Origin of the sequence: Bacteriovorax stolpii, from assembly GCF_002872415.1 — a bacterium.
In the GTDB taxonomy this organism is placed as follows: domain Bacteria; phylum Bdellovibrionota; class Bacteriovoracia; order Bacteriovoracales; family Bacteriovoracaceae; genus Bacteriovorax; species Bacteriovorax stolpii.
The window spans coordinates 2,072,293-2,089,406 of the sequence record NZ_CP025704.1; the positions used below are offsets into that span (position 1 = coordinate 2,072,293).

22 protein-coding genes are annotated in these 17,114 nt (G+C 41.3%); 7 read left to right on the plus strand and 15 right to left on the minus strand.

The annotated features are described in order from the left end of the window. The first annotated feature begins 82 nt into the window (after positions 1-82). Complete coding sequence (locus C0V70_RS10140) at positions 83-1,000, plus strand: hypothetical protein (RefSeq protein ID WP_102243748.1); 918 nt, start codon at positions 83-85, stop codon at positions 998-1,000. 21 nt (positions 1,001-1,021) lie between these two features. Here the strand turns inward: C0V70_RS10140 and C0V70_RS10145 are convergent, their stop codons facing one another. The 8 genes from C0V70_RS10145 to C0V70_RS10180 form a co-directional block, all read right to left on the minus strand. Further along, the gene (locus tag C0V70_RS10145; protein WP_102243749.1) at positions 1,022-2,725 is read right to left on the minus strand and encodes a HAMP domain-containing methyl-accepting chemotaxis protein; all 1,704 of its coding nucleotides are present in this window, start codon (positions 2,723-2,725) and stop codon (positions 1,022-1,024) included. 20 nt (positions 2,726-2,745) lie between these two features. Beyond that, the gene (locus C0V70_RS10150; RefSeq protein WP_102243750.1) at positions 2,746-3,165 is read right to left on the minus strand and encodes a chemotaxis protein CheW; all 420 of its coding nucleotides are present in this window, start codon (positions 3,163-3,165) and stop codon (positions 2,746-2,748) included. A gap of 142 nt (positions 3,166-3,307) precedes the next feature. Beyond that, complete coding sequence (locus C0V70_RS10155; protein WP_102243751.1) at positions 3,308-4,249, minus strand: isopenicillin N synthase family dioxygenase; 942 nt, start codon at positions 4,247-4,249, stop codon at positions 3,308-3,310. 181 nt (positions 4,250-4,430) lie between these two features. Then, complete coding sequence (locus C0V70_RS10160; protein WP_102243752.1) at positions 4,431-5,114, minus strand: YggS family pyridoxal phosphate-dependent enzyme; 684 nt, start codon at positions 5,112-5,114, stop codon at positions 4,431-4,433. Continuing rightward, complete coding sequence (locus tag C0V70_RS10165; protein ID WP_102243753.1) at positions 5,101-5,421, minus strand: hypothetical protein; 321 nt, start codon at positions 5,419-5,421, stop codon at positions 5,101-5,103. The genes C0V70_RS10160 and C0V70_RS10165 overlap by 14 nt, the downstream gene beginning before the upstream one ends. Positions 5,422-5,439: 18 nt before the next feature. Further along, positions 5,440-5,865 carry a type II toxin-antitoxin system RatA family toxin gene (locus tag C0V70_RS10170; protein ID WP_102243754.1) on the minus strand — a complete coding sequence of 142 codons (426 nt, stop codon included), beginning with the start codon at positions 5,863-5,865 and terminating at the stop codon, positions 5,440-5,442. 32 nt (positions 5,866-5,897) lie between these two features. Continuing rightward, complete coding sequence (gene glpX, locus C0V70_RS10175) at positions 5,898-6,851, minus strand: class II fructose-bisphosphatase (RefSeq protein WP_102243755.1); 954 nt, start codon at positions 6,849-6,851, stop codon at positions 5,898-5,900. 109 nt (positions 6,852-6,960) lie between these two features. Continuing rightward, a complete protein-coding gene (locus C0V70_RS10180) occupies positions 6,961-7,683 on the minus strand; it encodes a PilZ domain-containing protein (RefSeq protein WP_102243756.1) in 723 nt (240 codons plus the stop codon). A 70-nt stretch (positions 7,684-7,753) separates the two neighbouring features. Here C0V70_RS10180 and pgsA point away from each other — a divergent pair, with 70 nt between their 5' ends. The 4 genes from pgsA to C0V70_RS10200 are packed head-to-tail and all read left to right on the plus strand — an operon-like array spanning position 7,754 to position 10,538. Further along, positions 7,754-8,398, plus strand: coding sequence for a CDP-diacylglycerol--glycerol-3-phosphate 3-phosphatidyltransferase (gene pgsA, locus C0V70_RS10185; protein ID WP_102243757.1), 645 nt, complete (start codon positions 7,754-7,756; stop codon positions 8,396-8,398). Next, positions 8,382-9,584 (plus strand): phosphoserine phosphatase SerB, encoded by a 1,203-nt coding sequence (gene serB / locus C0V70_RS10190; protein ID WP_158649642.1) that lies wholly within the window; start codon positions 8,382-8,384, stop codon positions 9,582-9,584. Before pgsA ends, serB begins: the two co-directional genes overlap by 17 nt. Positions 9,585-9,599: 15 nt before the next feature. Then, a complete protein-coding gene (gene panD / locus C0V70_RS10195) occupies positions 9,600-9,944 on the plus strand; it encodes an aspartate 1-decarboxylase (RefSeq protein WP_102243759.1) in 345 nt (114 codons plus the stop codon). Positions 9,945-9,947: 3 nt separating this feature from the next. After that, a complete protein-coding gene (locus C0V70_RS10200) occupies positions 9,948-10,538 on the plus strand; it encodes a leucine-rich repeat domain-containing protein (RefSeq protein WP_102243760.1) in 591 nt (196 codons plus the stop codon). Between the two features lies 1 nt (position 10,539). Here C0V70_RS10200 and C0V70_RS10205 read toward each other — a convergent pair whose 3' ends face one another. Genes C0V70_RS10205 through C0V70_RS10220 form a run of 4 tightly spaced genes read right to left on the minus strand, consistent with a single transcriptional unit; the run spans position 10,540 to position 13,551 of the window. After that, positions 10,540-10,890 (minus strand): Crp/Fnr family transcriptional regulator, encoded by a 351-nt coding sequence (locus tag C0V70_RS10205; protein ID WP_102243761.1) that lies wholly within the window; start codon positions 10,888-10,890, stop codon positions 10,540-10,542. A gap of 10 nt (positions 10,891-10,900) precedes the next feature. Continuing rightward, positions 10,901-11,305, minus strand: coding sequence for a response regulator (locus C0V70_RS10210; protein ID WP_102243762.1), 405 nt, complete (start codon positions 11,303-11,305; stop codon positions 10,901-10,903). A gap of 16 nt (positions 11,306-11,321) precedes the next feature. Further along, on the minus strand, positions 11,322-12,149 hold the full coding sequence (locus C0V70_RS10215) for a S1/P1 nuclease (protein WP_158649643.1): 828 nt from the start codon (positions 12,147-12,149) through the stop codon (positions 11,322-11,324). Further along, positions 12,139-13,551 carry a nicotinate-nucleotide adenylyltransferase gene (locus C0V70_RS10220; protein WP_102243764.1) on the minus strand — a complete coding sequence of 471 codons (1,413 nt, stop codon included), beginning with the start codon at positions 13,549-13,551 and terminating at the stop codon, positions 12,139-12,141. Before C0V70_RS10220 ends, C0V70_RS10215 begins: the two co-directional genes overlap by 11 nt. A gap of 105 nt (positions 13,552-13,656) precedes the next feature. Here C0V70_RS10220 and C0V70_RS10225 point away from each other — a divergent pair, with 105 nt between their 5' ends. Further along, a complete protein-coding gene (locus C0V70_RS10225) occupies positions 13,657-13,953 on the plus strand; it encodes a (2Fe-2S) ferredoxin domain-containing protein (protein ID WP_102243765.1) in 297 nt (98 codons plus the stop codon). A 65-nt stretch (positions 13,954-14,018) separates the two neighbouring features. After that, positions 14,019-14,141, plus strand: a complete 123-nt coding sequence (locus tag C0V70_RS19285; protein WP_272868937.1) for a hypothetical protein — start codon at positions 14,019-14,021, stop codon at positions 14,139-14,141. Between the two features lie 3 nt (positions 14,142-14,144). Here the strand turns inward: C0V70_RS19285 and C0V70_RS10230 are convergent, their stop codons facing one another. From C0V70_RS10230 to C0V70_RS10240, 3 genes are read right to left on the minus strand one after another with little or no spacing between them, the layout of a single operon-like run. Beyond that, on the minus strand, positions 14,145-15,614 hold the full coding sequence (locus tag C0V70_RS10230) for a class I adenylate-forming enzyme family protein (RefSeq protein WP_102243766.1): 1,470 nt from the start codon (positions 15,612-15,614) through the stop codon (positions 14,145-14,147). Beyond that, positions 15,611-16,387: an alpha/beta fold hydrolase gene (locus tag C0V70_RS10235; protein ID WP_102243767.1), complete on the minus strand. Its 777-nt coding sequence runs from the start codon at positions 16,385-16,387 to the stop codon at positions 15,611-15,613. The genes C0V70_RS10230 and C0V70_RS10235 overlap by 4 nt, the downstream gene beginning before the upstream one ends. Then, positions 16,378-17,109 (minus strand): SDR family oxidoreductase, encoded by a 732-nt coding sequence (locus C0V70_RS10240; RefSeq protein WP_102243768.1) that lies wholly within the window; start codon positions 17,107-17,109, stop codon positions 16,378-16,380. Before C0V70_RS10240 ends, C0V70_RS10235 begins: the two co-directional genes overlap by 10 nt. Between the last annotated feature and the right edge of the window lie 5 nt (positions 17,110-17,114).

Below are 17,114 nucleotides of genomic sequence, written 5' to 3' on the forward strand. Positions count from 1 at the left end.
CGAGTGTTCCGGACGGTCTCTCCTAAGGGGTGGAAAAAAAAGTGTGTCTTTTTATTGGCGGGCCCCATGGTAGAATATAAGTATGAAAAAACACTCTACCTTACTGTTTCTGTTTGGAATTCTCACTTTTTCTCTCGTAAATAATTCTTACGCTAAAGAAGAACTGACCGTTATTCAAACAGTCTCTAAAGACCGCAGGTCATTTGTGGTGGCCAAAGGGATTAAAGACGGAGTCATGAAAGGCCAGGAGATTATTTTTGCTAACGACAACGTCAGCGTGGTTTGTAAGGCAGCTGAAGTTAACCGCGATTTTTCTCTCTGGGTGCCGGTTGACCGCACGGTTACGATTCCTTTTAATAAAGAAGATATCGTCAGCTCCAACTCTACTGTCTACGGAAACGTAGCTCTGGAAATCGCTGCTGATCCAAGCCTTACTCCAGACATTAACTACAACGAAGTTTATAAAAAATTCAGAGCGCAGAATAACTGGGCGATTAAGGCCAGCTACAATAAAGGACTGACTCAATCTTCGTCTTCTGTTGCCGATGAAAAAAACTCGAGCCGCTCGGGCTACAACGTGACCCTGGAATACAACTACCGCTTCTTGCCTGAATTTGAAATGAGTTTTGGTGCGAGAATGGATAACGAAGTCTACAGAATTGAGAACCCGGAACTGGATATCCCTACAAGAAGAATCATGGGAACGGTGGCAGCGACTTATCATTTTGTAACCTTCTCTGATAACAAAAACAATTTCTATCTCACCGTAGCTGCTGGTCTTGGTAAGTCTGAGACCACTGTCGATGACGACAAAAGCTCAGGACGTGTCACTCTTTTACCAGAGGCCCGTTTAGGTTATATGATGCCTTTTTCAAAAAGTATGGCCATGGTTTTTGAAGGATCTGTTGAATCACTTAGCTCAACAGAAACTTTTTCAGACGGCACAGAACAAACAACGAACATTTTAAACTTCAGAGCGACCATTGGACTTAGATTCTAATGGCCGCTCTTTGTATCTCTTTTAAACTTCTTCAAATCTAGGGTCATTGTTTCCCGGAAGTGAGTATGACTCTCCAGAAACTTTCTTCATATATCCAACACTCGCTTTGACTTCAGGCTTTTTAATTGTTCTGACATTATCCTTAACGACTTCCCTTTGTGCTTCTTCCTCTTGTGCACCTTTAACTGTCACCACCAGAGTATCAACCACAGACTTCAGCGAATTTGCCTGGTATGAAAGAGACTCAGCAGCGGCCGCTGCCTGCGCCGATGTGGCCGCATTTGTCTGAGTCACCTGACCCAGGACATTCATCGCTTTTGTGATCTCTAAAACACCGCTGGATTGTTCTTCACAGGCCACTGCGATTTCATTCGTCATACTTGTAACCTCAGAAACCTTATGAACGATTTCTTCCAGGACATCTCCGCATTCTTTAGCAACCATTGTCCCCGATTCGATTTTCTCTTTTCCTTTACCAATCAGTCCTTCAACCTGAGTCGCTGTGTTTTTAACGATTGTTTCAACCTGGTGAATACTTTCTTCCAGCATTTTAGAGATCTCTAGAGAAGCGTTCCCTGAAACCTGTGCAAGCTTTCCTACTTCTTCAGCAACAACCGCAAACCCTTTTCCATGCTCACCAGCTCTGGCCGCTTCAACAGAAGCATTAAAGGAAAGAAGCTTTGTCTGAAAAACGATGTCGTTAATAATTTGTGTTTTCTTGGCAATCTCACCAATCACTTCAACAATTTTTGAAATCTCAGCATTACTGTGATTAATTTGCTTCATGATATCTGTATTCGAGTCATTGATTCCGTTAATCGCCATAATCATACTGTCGACAACTTCTTTCCCTTTAGAAGCACTTCCACGGCTGTCTAAGGCCATCTGGCTGGCGCGTTTAGCGTAGTCAGAGTTTTTCTGCACCATTGTACTCATCTCTTGAATGGAAGCAGCTGTCTCTTCTAATGAAGCTGACTGCTCAGTGGCCGCAGTTGAAAGCTCTTCAGAAGAAGCGGCAATCTGCTGAGAGGCTGAGGTCACCTGCAAAAAATTCTCTGAAAGGTTTTCAATAATAGTGTTCATGGATTTAGAAAGAGCTCTCAGGATCAAAGTCGCAATTCCTAATCCTAATGCAATCGTTAAAAGACTTGAAACTACAAAGAAAATCTTTGCTTCATCATAGTCTGTCTGTGCCATCAATGCTTCCTGATCAATATCTTTTTTTACTTGAGAACTTAATCCTTCTAAAATGGCCTCTGCCTCTTTTCTTAAAGTACGGCCATGCTCTTCAATCAAGTTTGCCGCTTCTTTGATTTTTTTATCGTGGGCCAGGCCTTCAACTTTTTGATCTAAGATAAACCACTCTTGATAAATCTTTTCAAAAGAAAGGAGAGATTGTAACTCTTCCCCTTTTAAAACATTCTTTCCTTCTTTAATAAGCGCTTTAATTTCTTCATCGCGCTTCTCAATTGATTCTTTTGCCGTTTTAAAAGCACCTTCTTCAACGTTAACGATATAGTTCTTCTCAATACTCTGCTGAAGATAAAACTTTTCTAAAAGCGCCTGAGTTTTATTGGCCTTATTCATTTGAACAATACTAATGTCCTGAAGAACATTATTAATTTTATTCATTTGATAAAAACCATTAAAGGCGACGGCGCCAATTCCAAAGACAAGGAAACCCATGGCCAAGTAAACCTTGGCACTTAAACCCCAGTTCTTCATTTTAAACCCCTATTAATTTTTTAAGCGACGAGTTTTAGTTCGTCTTCGAGATTGATAAGTAGGTGTAGTCTTTCGTTGTCACTGATGACTCCCTCTATATAATTTTTTTTGAATGTGATGAGATTCTCAGAAACGGGTTTGATCTCATCCGCCTTGGCGTCCAGGATACTAGAGACAGAATCGACTAAGACTCCAATGAGTTTGTCTTTGACCTCTAATATGATGATCGTCTTCCTGAAATTATCTTCGTCTGTTCTTAAATTTAACTTGAGACATAGATCAACAATCGGAATGATTATTCCTCGCACATTTATAATACCGCTTAAATGATTTGGATTGAGAGGAACAGGTGTAATATTTTTTTCTGCAATCACTTCTTTGATTTTTAGTATCGAGACTGCATAAGAATTATTTTCTAAACGAAACGAAATGTATTTCATAAATCTCCCCTCGAGAAACAGTTTAGTAAGGGAATGTTAAAAGATTATGGAGCTTTTAAATTTATGAAGTTAGTTGAATTTTTAGCGTGCATTTCATTTAGTAAACAACAAATAAACAAGGCCTCTTGCGAGGCCTTGTTATTTACTTTATAAGTCCAATCTCTCTCAATCTCTGAGTTAAGAATTCTCCTGCAGTAATTTCCGGCTGTGGAGTTCTTCCACCAGCACTCTCACAAGAAGGAATGCATTTTAAAATTGCATTCGAGTGTGGGTGAACGAAGAATGGCATAGAGAATCTTGCAGACCCGTCATCAGATGGGTTGATTACTCTGTGAGTTGTCGAAGGAAGAACATTGTTTGTAATTCTCGACATCATATCCCCTGTATCAACGACGATTTCACCTGGGCGAGACTCTACGTCTAACCAAGTTCCATCGCGCTCAAGAAGTTGAAGTCCTGAATCAGTCGCTCCAACCAGCATCGTGATAAGGTTGATATCTTCGTGAGCTGCTGCTCTGATTGAGTTCTTTGTATCTTGTCCTTTTGTAGGCGGGTAATGAATCATACGAATGATTGAGTTCCCGTCGTGAATCATATTTGAGAAATAATCACTTGGTACATCAAGACCCTTTCCGATTGCCTCAAGAAGAGTGACCGACGTTGCATCCATTGCTTCGTAAAGCTCGATGAATGTCTTTTTAAGTTCAGCAACTTCTGTTGGCCAGACGTTTTCAGGGTAAACACCTTTGTATGCACTTGTTGCTGCCAGTTCACGCCCAACGTGCCAGAACTCTTTTAGGTCCGGGTTCTTGTTGTCTTTAGCGTGTTCTGTTTTAAAAGGAGTGTATCCGCGTTGTCCGCCGTTGTTTCCTTTGTATTTAATTTTTGTTTCAAGAGGAAGATCAAAGAATTCTTTTACCAGCTCATAAGCGCGGTCAATTTTCTTTTGCTCAACTGTGTGGTCTTTTAGAATAATGAATCCGTAGTCTTTAAGACCGCCGAAGATATCATTAACAAACTTTACTTTGTCGTTTTGTGTCCCGTGAACATAACTTAAAAGACTAAGCTCTGGTACCTTTCTCATAAATCCCTCTCAAATTTCGTTTCTTGCACTATAGCAAGGCCCTTCGTTTTCTCCTCATAGAAAAGCCATAGCTACTGTATCTGATTTTTAGATATATCAGGATTTGGTTAAGGGCGCTTAAGTCATGAAAATATTATAGGTTTTGAGGGTCTAAAACACTAAAAACATGAGGAAAATCGGCCTATTTGAAGATAGCAGAGCCCACGCGAATGTAGTCCGCTCCTTCCCTTAGGGCCATTTTATAATCCTGGCTCATCCCCATGGAGAGCTTTAAATCCGAAAGCCCCAGCTCTTTTTGGGCCAGCTCGCGGGCATTTTTTAAATCGCCAAAGCATTTTAAAGCAGCGGCTTCAAAGTCTTCTGATCGCACAGACCCCATAGTCATGAGCCCATGGATCACCAGTTTTGGGCCTCCATGCTTTTTTAAAAAAAGCATACTCTCAAGCATCTCTTCCACTGTATCGAATCCCGACTTCTCGTCTTCATGAGAAGTGTTGAGCTGGAAAAAAAGTTTTAACTCTTCCCCTTTAAACTCTCCTTCTCTTTTAATGATTTCTTCCACGAGTTTTTTTGAACTCACAGAATGAATACTCCAAAGATTGGGGATTTTTAAAAGCTCTTTGACTTTGTTGGATTGCAGGTTTCCGATGAAGTGCCAGCGAACGTCTTTAAGCCCTCGAGTGGCAAAAGCAGCTGCTTTTTCTTCCAGGTCTTGCACGCGGTTTTCACCAAAATCCATTTGCCCCAACTCATAGGCCATGGCCACATCATCAATTGGTGAATACTTAGAAACAGCGACAAGAATTGAAGAACCAAGCTCCGCTTTTAATGAGCGGAGCCTTTGGTCTAAATCAGTTTTGATCATTTTTCTTTTTGAATTTAAACTTCGCTTCAACCTCAACGTCGTAGCGGTCTAAAATATCAGTGGCAATTTTTGAAGCGTCTACTTTCGAAAGATAATTTTTAATTTCTTCTCTGATCCCATTGGTGAAATCTTCTTTAGCGCCTTTGGCATTCTGGACAAGCCCAGAGAGGATTTCTTTTGGCAGAGGAAGATCTTCTAAAATTTTCTTAACCGACTCTTCCGTCATGAATGCAGCACCAACACCAACCGACACTACTTTTTTAATAATGCCTTCGATAGGTGAGCCTTTATTTTCTTTATCACTCATAACACTCGCTCCTTAGTCTTAAACAGATTTAGCGCGCTTAAAAAATGACTGCATCATCACTGGCAGGTTCTTTTCTGTTAGAGCAGAAAGAATTGCGTTTGGTGCAAACATTTTGAAATCAACTTCTAAAGTGTAAGTCACTTCAGTTTTCCCGTTGCCCAGGTCTTTTAGAGTCCAGTTACCATCGTTCTTTTTGAAAAGGTCACCTGATTCTAAAACCCATGAAACTTTAGTCGGACGAGATTGAGTTGTCGCTAAAGTGTATTTGAAGCTCTTAATTAAATTTACAGAGTATTCAACTTTCGCGCTTGTTTCATTCTGACTTAAAACTTTTGTTGAGCTTACGCCATCAACGAAATCAGGGTATTTTGCATAATCGACGATAACGTCATAAAGCTTGTTGATATCCACATCGACAACTTCAGTTCTAGAGGCACTTGCCATAACATTTTCTCCGTAAAATATTAGTCAGTAAATTAATAACGAGGTTTTGTATCAAAGTGGTGTTCAGCTTCAATGTGTCTGATCGTTCCAGAGCTTGATCTCATAACGATTGAGTGAGTGATTGCTCCCCATGACTTGAATTTTACACCTTGAAGGAAGTTCCCTGTTGTGACTCCAGTCGCAACAAACATAACGTTTCCGCGTGCAAGATCGTCTAGTTTGAAAACTTTGTTCAAATCAGTGATTCCCATTTTTTTAGCGCGGCCTTTTTCTTCGTCGTTTCTCCACTGAAGGATTCCCTGGAAGTCTCCGCCCATACATCTCATCGCTGCTGCCGCTAAAACACCTTCTGGTGCTCCACCGATACCAAAAAGGATATCCACTCCAGAGTTTGGATCACAACACGCGATCGCCGCAGAGACGTCACCGTCTCCGATTAACTGGATACGAGCACCAGCGTCTCTGATTTCCTGGATAAGTTCTTTATGGCGAGGACGATCTAAAACAATAGCTGTTAGATCGGCGATACGGCATTTTTTTGCTTCAGCAAGACGGCGTAGATTTTCTTTTGGTGATTCATTGATATCAATCAGCCCTTTTCCTTCGCGTCCGCAAGCAATTTTTTTCATATAAGTGTCTGGTGCGTGTAGGAAGTTTCCTTTTTCAGCAATGGCCATTACTGAAATTGAGTTGTAACCACCAGTCGCACACACTGTCGTTCCTTCAAGTGGATCAAGAGCGATTTCTAGCTCAGCCCCTTTTCCTGTTCCAACTTTTTCACCGATGTAAAGCATGGGAGCTTCATCGCGCTCGCCTTCACCGATAACAACAATGGCATCACATTCAACAGAATCAAGCATTGCTCTCATGGCATCAACAGCGGCCTGGTCTGCAGCTTTTTCATCTCCACGACCCATTAGACGGGCAGAAGCGATAGCGGCCATTTCAGTTACACGGACAAATTCCAAAGCAAGGTTACGATTCATTGATTGAACTCCAATTTTTAATAAAAGAGGTAAATGCCCTTTGATTATAAAAGGGTTCTGGGAGTTAGGAAAGAAAAAGTCACCTATGTGCTAGGTGACTTTTCTTGGTTTATCCGCCAAGTTTATAGATTAGAAATTCTTTAGCGTCTGTTGGCAGGTGATCGTCAGAGATTTTTCTCACAACGCCTAAGGCCATTTCGATTTTTTCTGCCACAACTGAGTCGTCGATCTGGAAAACAAACTCATCTTCCAATGACAGCGGAGTGTCCAGGTCTCTTTGAGTCATAACTCGACCTGTTTTTAGGCCCACACCTTCTTCCCACTCGATGAAATGCTCCATCATAAGAATTTGAAAGCGCGAAATCCCGGCACTCGCGTGCTCCCAGACATAAAGATCAAGAACACCATCGGCCTTTAGCCAGAACATCAGGTTGTTTGGCAGGTCGATAGACATGTCGGTTTTATGAAGTGGTTTAATATGCGAAACAATGTTGTCGAAAGATAAAAATGAGCGCATTTTTTCTTCAAAACTGATGCTCGAATCAAACGCTAGTCCCAATGAAGCTTCGCGCACCCATTGAATTCTCGCCTTGATAGAAACATTGATTCCTCTCCAGTGCAGCTCACCTTCGATTTTTGAGCCCACTTTATAATCATGAGTTCCGTCTTTGAAAGATAGTTGCATCCCTGTAAGTGAAATATCTTTAACTTCAAACACCATTTTAGCGCCCGAAGCTTCTTTAAAAATCATAAAACCAAAGGGAAAACGAGGAAAAACTCTTTTTTCCAGTTCCTGGTAATCGGTTTTAATTAAACTTAAGTGTCTTTCCAATTTTTTCTCCTAGTAAGCTTCACTACTCTTAGGTTAAAATAGAGTTACATTTATTATAAGAAGGAAAAAAATGAGTAACGAGTGGGAAATAGATAACCTTCCAAATCGCTTAACTATGTTCAGGGTGATTCTGATCCCTATTATTGTTTTCTCTATGTTTTCCGTGCTGGTCAACTACGAGTGGGCACGTCAGCATACAAAACTTCTCAACTATGTTGCCGCCTGGACGTTCGTCGCAGCTTCAATCACAGATTTCCTTGATGGCTTTATCGCCAGAAGAAAAAATATCGTGACTGTTTTTGGCTCTTTTTTAGACCCAATTGCTGATAAATTTCTGGTGATCTCTGCACTGATCATGCTTTTAGCGATGAACCGAGTGAATGTTTTAGTTGTTCTCATTCTCGTTCTGCGCGAGATGTACATCACCGCCCTTCGCCTGCTGGCCATTGAAAAAGGATTAAGTGTTCCAGTTGGTGCTTTAGGTAAATGGAAAACCGCTACACAAATGGTGGGTGTTCCCCTGCTTATGGCCTACGATGTCCCATGGGGAATCGATATGCCGTTAATCGGGACGATTCTTATTTATTTAGCTTCAATATTTTCACTTTACTCAGCCGTTGAATATTCATTGGGTCTGGTAGGTAAAATCCAAAAAATTAGAAAAGAGAAAAAACGCAAAAAAAACATAGAGGATGCGAGTGAACCAACTACTTAATGGAAAAACTATTCTTGTTACTGTTAGTGGACCAGATGGTCCCGGGATCACGGCGCGCTTAATGAGAATCATCAGCCAGTACAATGTCGACGTTCTCGACATGGGACAGGCCGTAACCCACGGGCTTCTTTCTCTAAGTTTCGTATTGGGCTTTAACGGAAACGAAAATAACCATAGCGGTAACGTGCTTAAGGACCTGCTCTTTGATGCCAACCTGATGGGGCTTTCTCTTTCTTACAAAGTCGTTGATAAACAAGTCGTGACTCCGGAAATGGAAGGCGAAAAATTTATCGTAACGTGCGTGTCTCCCCAAAAAGTGACAGCGAGTTTTGTTGCTGATTTGGCCCAAATCCTCGCCAACTATAAAATCAACATCGAGCGCATTGATAAAGTAAGCCCGAAGGAATTCTCTTCAATGGAGATTTCAACTTCGATCCCAAAAACTCTCGACAGCAAGGCCTTGAAGGCCGAACTGATGCAAGTTTCTACCAACCACAAAATCGATGTCGCTTTCTTAAAAGACAACGTCTTTAGAAGAAATAAGCGCATGATCGTCTTTGATATGGACTCGACGCTGATTCAAGCAGAAGTTATCGACGAGCTGGCAGAGCTTTGTGGTGTGGGTTCTGAAGTTAAAGAGATCACTCACAGAGCGATGAATGGTGAAATTGATTTCGATGAGTCTCTGCGCCTTCGCGTTTCAAAACTAAAAGGTCTTGAAGTCTCTCGTATGCAGGAAGTTTTAGAAAATCTTCCACTTACTCCAGGCGTAGAAGAATTTATTAAAACAATTAAAATCCTGGGATACAAAGTTGCACTCATCTCCGGGGGATTTACTTTCTTTGCCGACGCTTTAAAAAAGAAACTGGGACTAGACTACTCTTTTGCCAATGAACTTGAAGCAAAAGATGGGGTTCTTACTGGTAACGTGACAGGGACCATCGTCAACGCTAACCAAAAAGCGATCTTAGTAAAACTAATCGCTCAACAAGAAAATATTTCACTAGAACAAGTCGTAGCTATTGGAGATGGGGCCAACGATCTTCCGATGCTGGCGACAGCAGGTTTGGGGATTGCTTTCCACGCTAAAGACGTAGTGAGAAAAGAAGCCCAACAACATCTTTCACACGGGCCAATGACTTCAATTTTATACTTCCTGGGTATTCCGGGACCAAACAGCAATTAAGAGAAAGAGACATCAATGTTAAGAGAACTATTACAAAGTAAAATTCATAAAGCGACTGTGACAGAGGCTGACCTATCTTATATCGGATCTATCACTATCGATCAGGACCTTCTGGATCGCATTGATCTATGGCCAGGACAGAAAGTCACAGTGGTAAGCAACACGTCAGGAAACCGCTTAGAAACCTACGTGATCTCTGGACCGCGTGGCTCGGGAATGGTTTGCATCAATGGTGCAGCTGCTCTCTTAATAAAAAAAGGTGAAGAAGTTATCATTTTCAGTTACGCTTTAAGTGACAGGGCCATTACCCCAAAATGTATTTTAGTTGATGCTCACAACAAGTATATTCAGGATTTGTAATTGATGTTTGAATCGCGAAGCTCTCAGCGTTTAGTTATAAAGTGCGATGAAAATGAATCGCGCTTTCCTATTGAGGTTTTAAACCTCTGGGACTTAACAGAGCTCGAGATTATCGGCGGAAATTTCACTTACTTCCCCGAAGATATCAGTATCCTTAAAAAACTAAAAAAACTCAGCCTGATCTCCACTAAGATTGCCATAATTCCCAAAGAAGTTTTCGAGCTTCCTGTGCTTCAGTATTTGAGCCTGAAAAATAATCGTTTATCAGAACTTCCTGAACTAAAAAGCAGGTCTCATTTAAAAGAGCTTATCTTAGGAAGAAACAACTTAAGTGCGAAATCGTTAGAAAACTTTTTTAACGAGATTCCTAATCTTCACTACCTGGATTTAGGGAACAATCGAATCGAAGAAATCCCTTATAGTCTTTATCGCCTACAGAAACTAAGGCGCTTAAATTTAGAAAATAATAAACTTAATGAACTGCCACTTAAACTGAAAGAACTAAAAAACCTTCACCACCTTTCAGTGGAAAACAATCCCTTCCCAATCAAAGAAAAAGAAAGCATCGAACGCAATTTCAAAATTACTTTTTAACTTAGATCTTAATTCTGGCGTTGGCCTTTCTTAAACGGTCTAAGAGCGTGTGTAGTAGCGCCGTAAACCACTTAGGAAGCCCGTTAAGAGTCGCTTCCAGCTTCTCATGAGGAACAATAACAAGAACGCATTCTGTGACGGCCTTAACCGATGCAGAACGTGGATGTTTGTCTAAAAAGGACATCTCACCAACCAGCTCTCCTGAAATGATCGAGCCGATCTGGTGTTCTTTATCGCCTTTTCTTTTAAAGACGGAAAGAGTTCCAGACTGAAGATAATACATTTCTGTACTCTCTTCACCTTCGCGCAGAAGATAGTCTCCAGGATTTAGTCTGATGGACTCTTTAGACATAAAAACATCCTTATTTTTGAGCACCTAAAATTCTTAAAACTTTTTCCTGGAACTGTTTTTCATCAAAAGGCTTAACCATGAAGTTCTTCACTCCGCCCTGGATGATTTTAGCGATCAGGTCTTTTTCCAAAGTCCCTGACACCACCAGAATATTGTCCTTACTGTTGATGCTGTTAGCATCGAATTCACCGATTAGGTCATAACCTGTTTTTTTCGGCATGCTGATATCCAGACAGATTAAAGCAAATTTTTGATTGCGCAGTTTTTGAGTCGCCGTAATTCCATCGTGAGCAAACACGATATTTTTAAAACATCCCATGTGCTCGCAATACTCTCTTAGAATTTCACAAATAGCTTTGTCATCATCACAAATTAAAACATCTCTTTGCATTTTCTTTTCAAGAGGAGCGCTCATAATTTTTCACCTGACCTTAAATGTTATCCTTCACTTTTTGTCTTAATGCTTCATATTCTTTTGGAAGCTTCTCATTTTTAAAGATGCTGTTGAGAAGACTTGCAAGTCTGATTCCGGCCTGACGTAAACGAAGCTCCATTGTGGGCTTCATTCTAAAGTGGTACTCGTAAGTTAAATTCTCACTTCCACCAGTGTCATAAACTAACCCTCTTAGATCCTGTGACTCTTTGGCCCAGTCTAAGAATGTCCCTTTGCTGTAGTCTTTTTTCTCATCGCTTGTGAAATGATTTAAATAAGTCGAGTACTCTGTGTAAGAGAGTTGTTCGAAATCCACAATGCTCTCATCCCAGATAGCATGCAGATTTGTCTCACCTTTAAACCATCTCAGGCGTACAGTGTTTCCTCCGCGGTCTTCAGCAATCCCCACATGAAGCGGCTGGTGAAGATCTCCCATCATGTGCACCATGAATTTAAGAGCAAAGGCCTTATCTTCTTTTGATTTTTTTGGGTCTCTTAAAGTTTCTTCCATGCGAAAAAGTCCTTCGATCACGTCGCCGTCTTTAGAGCGCTTTTGATCGAAATACGTTTTCCCTGTAGGAATGCTGGCGTAGTGCCATGGAGCTGTGTAATCGAAAGCTTTATTTGACCTGATCTCATCAGAAAAAGTCGCTACTCGAGAAAGATCTTCAACACCTAAGAGATCTTTCACACCTTTTTGAGCATCTGTATTTAAGTTTCTCTGGGCGATTTCAGCGACAATTCGATGTCCTGTTTTTCCCCATGAAAAAGCCTTAGGTGAAATGGATAATACTGCACAAACTAATAATACTTTTTTAAATGTCACACTTTGCTCCAAATAAACATTTCTTTTTAACAGTCTTGGCAACCGAAGCTGGAACGAATTTCTCCCAACCCTCTGTCCCATCCTGGATCATTTTTAACACTCTTCTTGACCAGATTGAGATCACTTCAGGATTGTAGTCCTCAATATCCTCAATCAGATGATTTTCTTTTAAATACATTAAAAGAAACGTCATATCGTCACTAACCTGCATAGACTCAATAGTCTGGATCTCACTATTTTCTTCATCGCGTGCAGGATAAATATAAAGCCTTGTATTTGGCTCCAACAATCTCCCGATTGATCCGACTAAACCCAAACCACATCGGTTACCGTCGTACTTGCTCTTATTTAAGATTTCTTCAAGATTATATGAGGCCATCACAAATCCGATTTTTTTCTTAGCGTATTTTGTAAAGAACATGTTCAGGTCACTGTAAGACTCTGAATTAGAAATTAAAACCTTCTGCCCCAAAGAGGACAACAGGTCCACACGGGCCAGGAAGTCTTCGTTATCCACAGTACCGCGGTCAAGTAAAAGTGACATACTGATTTCTGGAATCACGATTATGTTTTCCTGCTCACTCTTATCCAGTGAGGCCCTGAATTTTCTAAGCCCACACTCCAGCATGTCTAAACTTAAATTAGTTGGTGGTCTATAACCTCCGCGCACAACCAGCACGTTCTTTTTATAAAGAACTTCAGAGGCCTGAAGCACGTTTCCGTTTTCATCAAAAATAACGGCTTCACAAAGCTTGCTCTTAACCAGTTCAAGACATAACAGACGGCTGTCGATGCCGTGAAAAGCAGCACCTTTGGCACTGATCATGTCGATCTTAATTCTCGATGTCGTTAAACTGTCCATCAAGCTTGCGATAAACTCTTCACTATTTTGAGCTAAATAATAAGCCGCATAGATTAAGTTCACACCGATATAACCTAAGGCCTCTTGCTGTTGAACGTTTTCAGCATCAAGCATGCTTACGTGCATGATCACTTGAGAAGGTTCTGCTTTTGGCTCATGTTGGAATTTCACTCCAATCCAGCCGTGGTTCTCACCTGTCCCCTTAAATGATTTTGCCGATACAGTGTTGGCAAAAGCAAAGTAAGTGGTCTCTGTTGTTCTCACATTTTCTAAACGCGACACTAGTGTTTCATATTCAGTGTCGAGCATTTTTTGTAAACGCTCTTCACAAACATAACGGCCGGTTTTTTCTCTGCCGTAAATGGCATCACTCATAGTCATGTCATAAGCAGAAATACTTTTAGCAATCGTCCCGGCCGCACCACCAGCGCGGAAAAAATGGCGTGCCACTTCCTGACCTGCACCGATCTCGGCGAAGGTTCCGTAAATTTTGCTATTAAGATTGATCTCTAGAGCTTTTTGTCTCTGCCCCAGTCCCATGGTTACCTCTTAAAAAAATGAAATTGTTTCTCTCTAATGATAGCTATAATATAGTCAGAAGAAAACACTGGGCGAGAAATTACCGATCAGTGCAAAGAGGATTTTATGAGTAAATTAAAGGCCCATTTATTTGTTTGCACCAGCTGCACATACAACCGTCCCGATGGCACAGAAAGCTCTCCCGAAGAGGCCGTGGCCATGAGAAAAAACCTCAAAAACCGCGCCCGCGAATGTTTTTCAAAGAGTGAAGTACGCGTATCCGCCTCAACTTGCCTGGGTGAATGCGAATCTGGGATCGCCAGCGTGCTTTACCCTAAAGGTGAATGGAATCTGAGACTTCGCCCGGAGGATGAGGATGCGCTGTTTGCCAAATTAACCGAGGAAGCTGCTCGACTAAAGTAGTTTAAAAAGAACCCGATAAGAAGTTTACCGGTCAGATGTTTTGACCCCATCTTTGGGAGATTTTTATGAGCTTTATGGACGCAACAGTTTTTGTTTTAGCTACAAGCTTAGTGATGATGGTGTTTGTTTCAAAAACAAACCTTAATAAATCTCGCGTGCCTGTAAAAGTTAAAGCTAACAGAAAATAGTTTTTACACTAATTCCAGCGCTTTTTTCTTCAGCTCTTTTCTATCGACTTTGCCGTTAGGTAAAAGCGGAAATTCCTTCATACAGTAAACATGCTGCGGGTGTTTGTATCTTGAAAGTAATGGGTTTAAATACTCGCGCAGAGTTTCAGAAGATAAATTCTCTCCATCAGTCTTTAAAAACGCAAAGCCTACTTCGCCCCATTTTTCATTGGGAACTGAGACCACTACTGCTTCAGAAATTTTTGGATGGGTCGTGATTTGTTTTTCAACTTCACCTGGGTAAACGTTTTCACCACCAGAGATATACATATCTTTGATTCTTCCTACCACGTAGAAAAACCCGTCATTATCAAAACGAACAAGATCTCCAGTATAGAAATAGTTGTCTTTGAAAGTCTCTTCAAAGGCCTTTGGATTTTTATAATAACCAACGCACACATGAGGGCCAGCTAAAAGCAGCTCTCCTGCTTCATTGGCCGCCACATCTTTTCCTTCTTTATTGATGACACGCACTCGCGAGTGAGGCATAGGTCTTCCAATTGATCCCGCTTTTTTAATGGCGTCTTTTTCATCGAGAAGAAAACAATTTGGCCCAACTTCAGTAAGACCAAATCCCTGCTTAAACATCAGTCCTTTCTTTTGATACTCTTCAATCATTGGAATCGAACAAGCGGCCCCACCAGAGACAAAAAAGCGAATTGAAGAAAAATCACATTCGTTAAAACGCGGCTTTTCCAATAACATTTGAAACATCGTCGGCACACCAAAGTACACCGAGACCTTCTCTTTTTCGATACAGTTAAAAACATTGTCTGGATTAAAAGATTGGGCAAGAATCGCCGTTCCACCCAAGTATAAAAGTGGGAGAAGTAAAACGTTGTATCCACCAGTGTGGAAGAACGGAGTTTCAACCAGCGTGATATCATCAGGAGTTAGCCCCCATCCCTTACACGTTTCAATCTGATTGGTTAAAAGCATATTCCCATGAAACATAACCCCTTTCGGCACACCTGTTGAGCCCGATGTATAGAGCATCAGGATAGTGTCATCGAGTGTGGATTTATTTTCAGGGTAAGATGTGTACTCGTTAAGATTGACTTGTTTTGTATCTAAATAAGGCACATCAACGTTGAGAACTTTTTCTCCCACGCCGACATAAAGTTTTGGACCTAAGGCCTTCACCACATTTTCAATTTCTGGATTTGAAAGACGAAAATTCAGAGGAACAAAAAACGCTCCGATCTTCGAGCACGCAAGCATAAGTGTCACGTGAAGAAGACAGTTCGTCGTATTCAAAAAAGCAATAGGGTCATCTTTAGATACGCCATGATGAGAAAGCACAGCGGCCCACTGATCCACTTCGCGGTTTAACTCAGCATATGTCAGGCGACGATTTGTTTCCTGGTCAATGATGGCCACTTTATCGTCGTAAACGTGAGCGTTTTTTTCTAAAAAATCAATCCAATGACTCATACTATTTTCTCAATCCAAGGAAGAATTTGTTTTTCCATTATAGCTGGTCTTTCAATGAGACCTGCGTGCCCGCCTTGGGCCATTTTAAATTCCGCGTTTTTTGCTTTTGCCTGCATCTTTTCATGCAGAAACGGCGGAGTCAGGAGATCTTCTTTTCCGGCCACAAAAAGCATCGGGCAATTGATCTCAGAGATATCGATGTCAGTCTGCATGGCCCCCAACAGGAGATTGGAAACCACATGACTTTCAATGGTGCCAGCGCGCTCGCGGTAGCTTAGAAACAACTCACTCTTTTCATTAAAAATATCTTCGCCCCATATCCATGGGGTAGCGATATCAAAACGATGAAGAGGTCCACCTGTTTCGTGGGCCATAAGCCAACTGCCAAGTTTGGCTTTAATCATTGGTGTCGGGATATCAAAGGTGTCACAAGCGACCACACCAACAACATCTGTTGGGTATCGTCTTGCATACTCCATTGCGATACGAGCACCGTTACTTAAACCGATGAGTAAAATTTTTCCAAGCTTATGATCTTCGAGAAGTCCGCGCAGGTCCATTACATGATCTTCTAAGTGATAAATCGAATCAGGCTTGGGTGATTTCCCCTGCCCTCTGCAATCATATCTTAGGTATTGAAACTTTTCACGTAGATAGAAGCACGCCCCATCAAACGATGTGGTGTCTGCAAAAAGACCGTTGACCAAAACTAATGTTGGATCAGAGTCTTTCGCTTTTTGCCCTTCTAAAAGTGAGTAAAGTTCTAGCCTAATATTGTACCACCATCAACGTTTAGACATGTTCCCGTGATGTATGAAGCATCATCAGAAGCTAAGAAAGCGTAAGCCGCTGCGATATCAGCTGGCTCACCTAATCTTCTAAGAGAGGCTTTTTCTTCCATCATCGCTAGAACTTTCTCAGGCATTTTCTTAACCATTGGAGTCGCGATGAATCCTGGAGCAACCGCGTTTACGCGGATTTTATCTTTTCCAAGCTCTTTTGCCATAGTCTTTGCCATAGCGATCACACCAGCTTTCGTTGCTGAGTAGTTTGTTTGTCCAAAGTTTCCGTAGTGAGCAACAACTGAAGCAGCGTGAATGATTGATCCACCTTTTCCAGCAGCTTTCATCACTTCAGCAGCAGCTTTTGAAAGCTTAAAAATTGAAGTTAAGTTAACTGCGATCACTGCGTCCCACTGATCGTCTGTCATCTTTAGAAGAGTTGCATCTTTTGTGATACCAGCGTTGTTAATTAGAACGTCTACGCCTTTTGCCATTTCAGCTTTGATAGCATCTAGAGTTTCCGCTTTTGTTACGTCTCCAGAGATATAAGTCATTTTATTTGGAAAAAGTGCACTAAGCTCCGATTGCTCAAGTGTTGGCATATCTACTAGAACCAGTTCTGATCCTTCAGCGTAAAATCTCTCAGCTGTCGCACGACCAATTCCTGAAGCTGCACCTGTAATGAAAACTCTTTTGTTGTTTAATCCTTTCATTTTTA

Bases quoted from the DNA above. Each gene is read 5' to 3' on its own strand.
- C0V70_RS10140 (WP_102243748.1), top strand. From the start codon at position 83: ATGAAAAAACACTCTACCTTACTGTTTCTGTTTGGAATTCTCACTTTT.
- C0V70_RS10145 (WP_102243749.1), bottom strand. From the start codon at position 2,725: ATGAAGAACTGGGGTTTAAGTGCCAAGGTTTACTTGGCCATGGGTTTC.
- C0V70_RS10150 (WP_102243750.1), bottom strand. From the start codon at position 3,165: ATGAAATACATTTCGTTTCGTTTAGAAAATAATTCTTATGCAGTCTCG.
- C0V70_RS10155 (WP_102243751.1), bottom strand. From the start codon at position 4,249: ATGAGAAAGGTACCAGAGCTTAGTCTTTTAAGTTATGTTCACGGGACA.
- C0V70_RS10160 (WP_102243752.1), bottom strand. From the start codon at position 5,114: ATGATCAAAACTGATTTAGACCAAAGGCTCCGCTCATTAAAAGCGGAG.
- C0V70_RS10165 (WP_102243753.1), bottom strand. From the start codon at position 5,421: ATGAGTGATAAAGAAAATAAAGGCTCACCTATCGAAGGCATTATTAAA.
- C0V70_RS10170 (WP_102243754.1), bottom strand. From the start codon at position 5,865: ATGGCAAGTGCCTCTAGAACTGAAGTTGTCGATGTGGATATCAACAAG.
- glpX (WP_102243755.1), bottom strand. From the start codon at position 6,851: ATGAATCGTAACCTTGCTTTGGAATTTGTCCGTGTAACTGAAATGGCC.
- pgsA (WP_102243757.1), top strand. From the start codon at position 7,754: ATGAGTAACGAGTGGGAAATAGATAACCTTCCAAATCGCTTAACTATG.
- panD (WP_102243759.1), top strand. From the start codon at position 9,600: ATGTTAAGAGAACTATTACAAAGTAAAATTCATAAAGCGACTGTGACA.
- C0V70_RS10200 (WP_102243760.1), top strand. From the start codon at position 9,948: ATGTTTGAATCGCGAAGCTCTCAGCGTTTAGTTATAAAGTGCGATGAA.
- C0V70_RS10205 (WP_102243761.1), bottom strand. From the start codon at position 10,890: ATGTCTAAAGAGTCCATCAGACTAAATCCTGGAGACTATCTTCTGCGC.
- C0V70_RS10210 (WP_102243762.1), bottom strand. From the start codon at position 11,305: ATGAGCGCTCCTCTTGAAAAGAAAATGCAAAGAGATGTTTTAATTTGT.
- C0V70_RS10220 (WP_102243764.1), bottom strand. From the start codon at position 13,551: ATGGGACTGGGGCAGAGACAAAAAGCTCTAGAGATCAATCTTAATAGC.
- C0V70_RS10225 (WP_102243765.1), top strand. From the start codon at position 13,657: ATGAGTAAATTAAAGGCCCATTTATTTGTTTGCACCAGCTGCACATAC.
- C0V70_RS19285 (WP_272868937.1), top strand. From the start codon at position 14,019: ATGAGCTTTATGGACGCAACAGTTTTTGTTTTAGCTACAAGCTTAGTG.
- C0V70_RS10230 (WP_102243766.1), bottom strand. From the start codon at position 15,614: ATGAGTCATTGGATTGATTTTTTAGAAAAAAACGCTCACGTTTACGAC.
- C0V70_RS10240 (WP_102243768.1), bottom strand. From the start codon at position 17,109: ATGAAAGGATTAAACAACAAAAGAGTTTTCATTACAGGTGCAGCTTCA.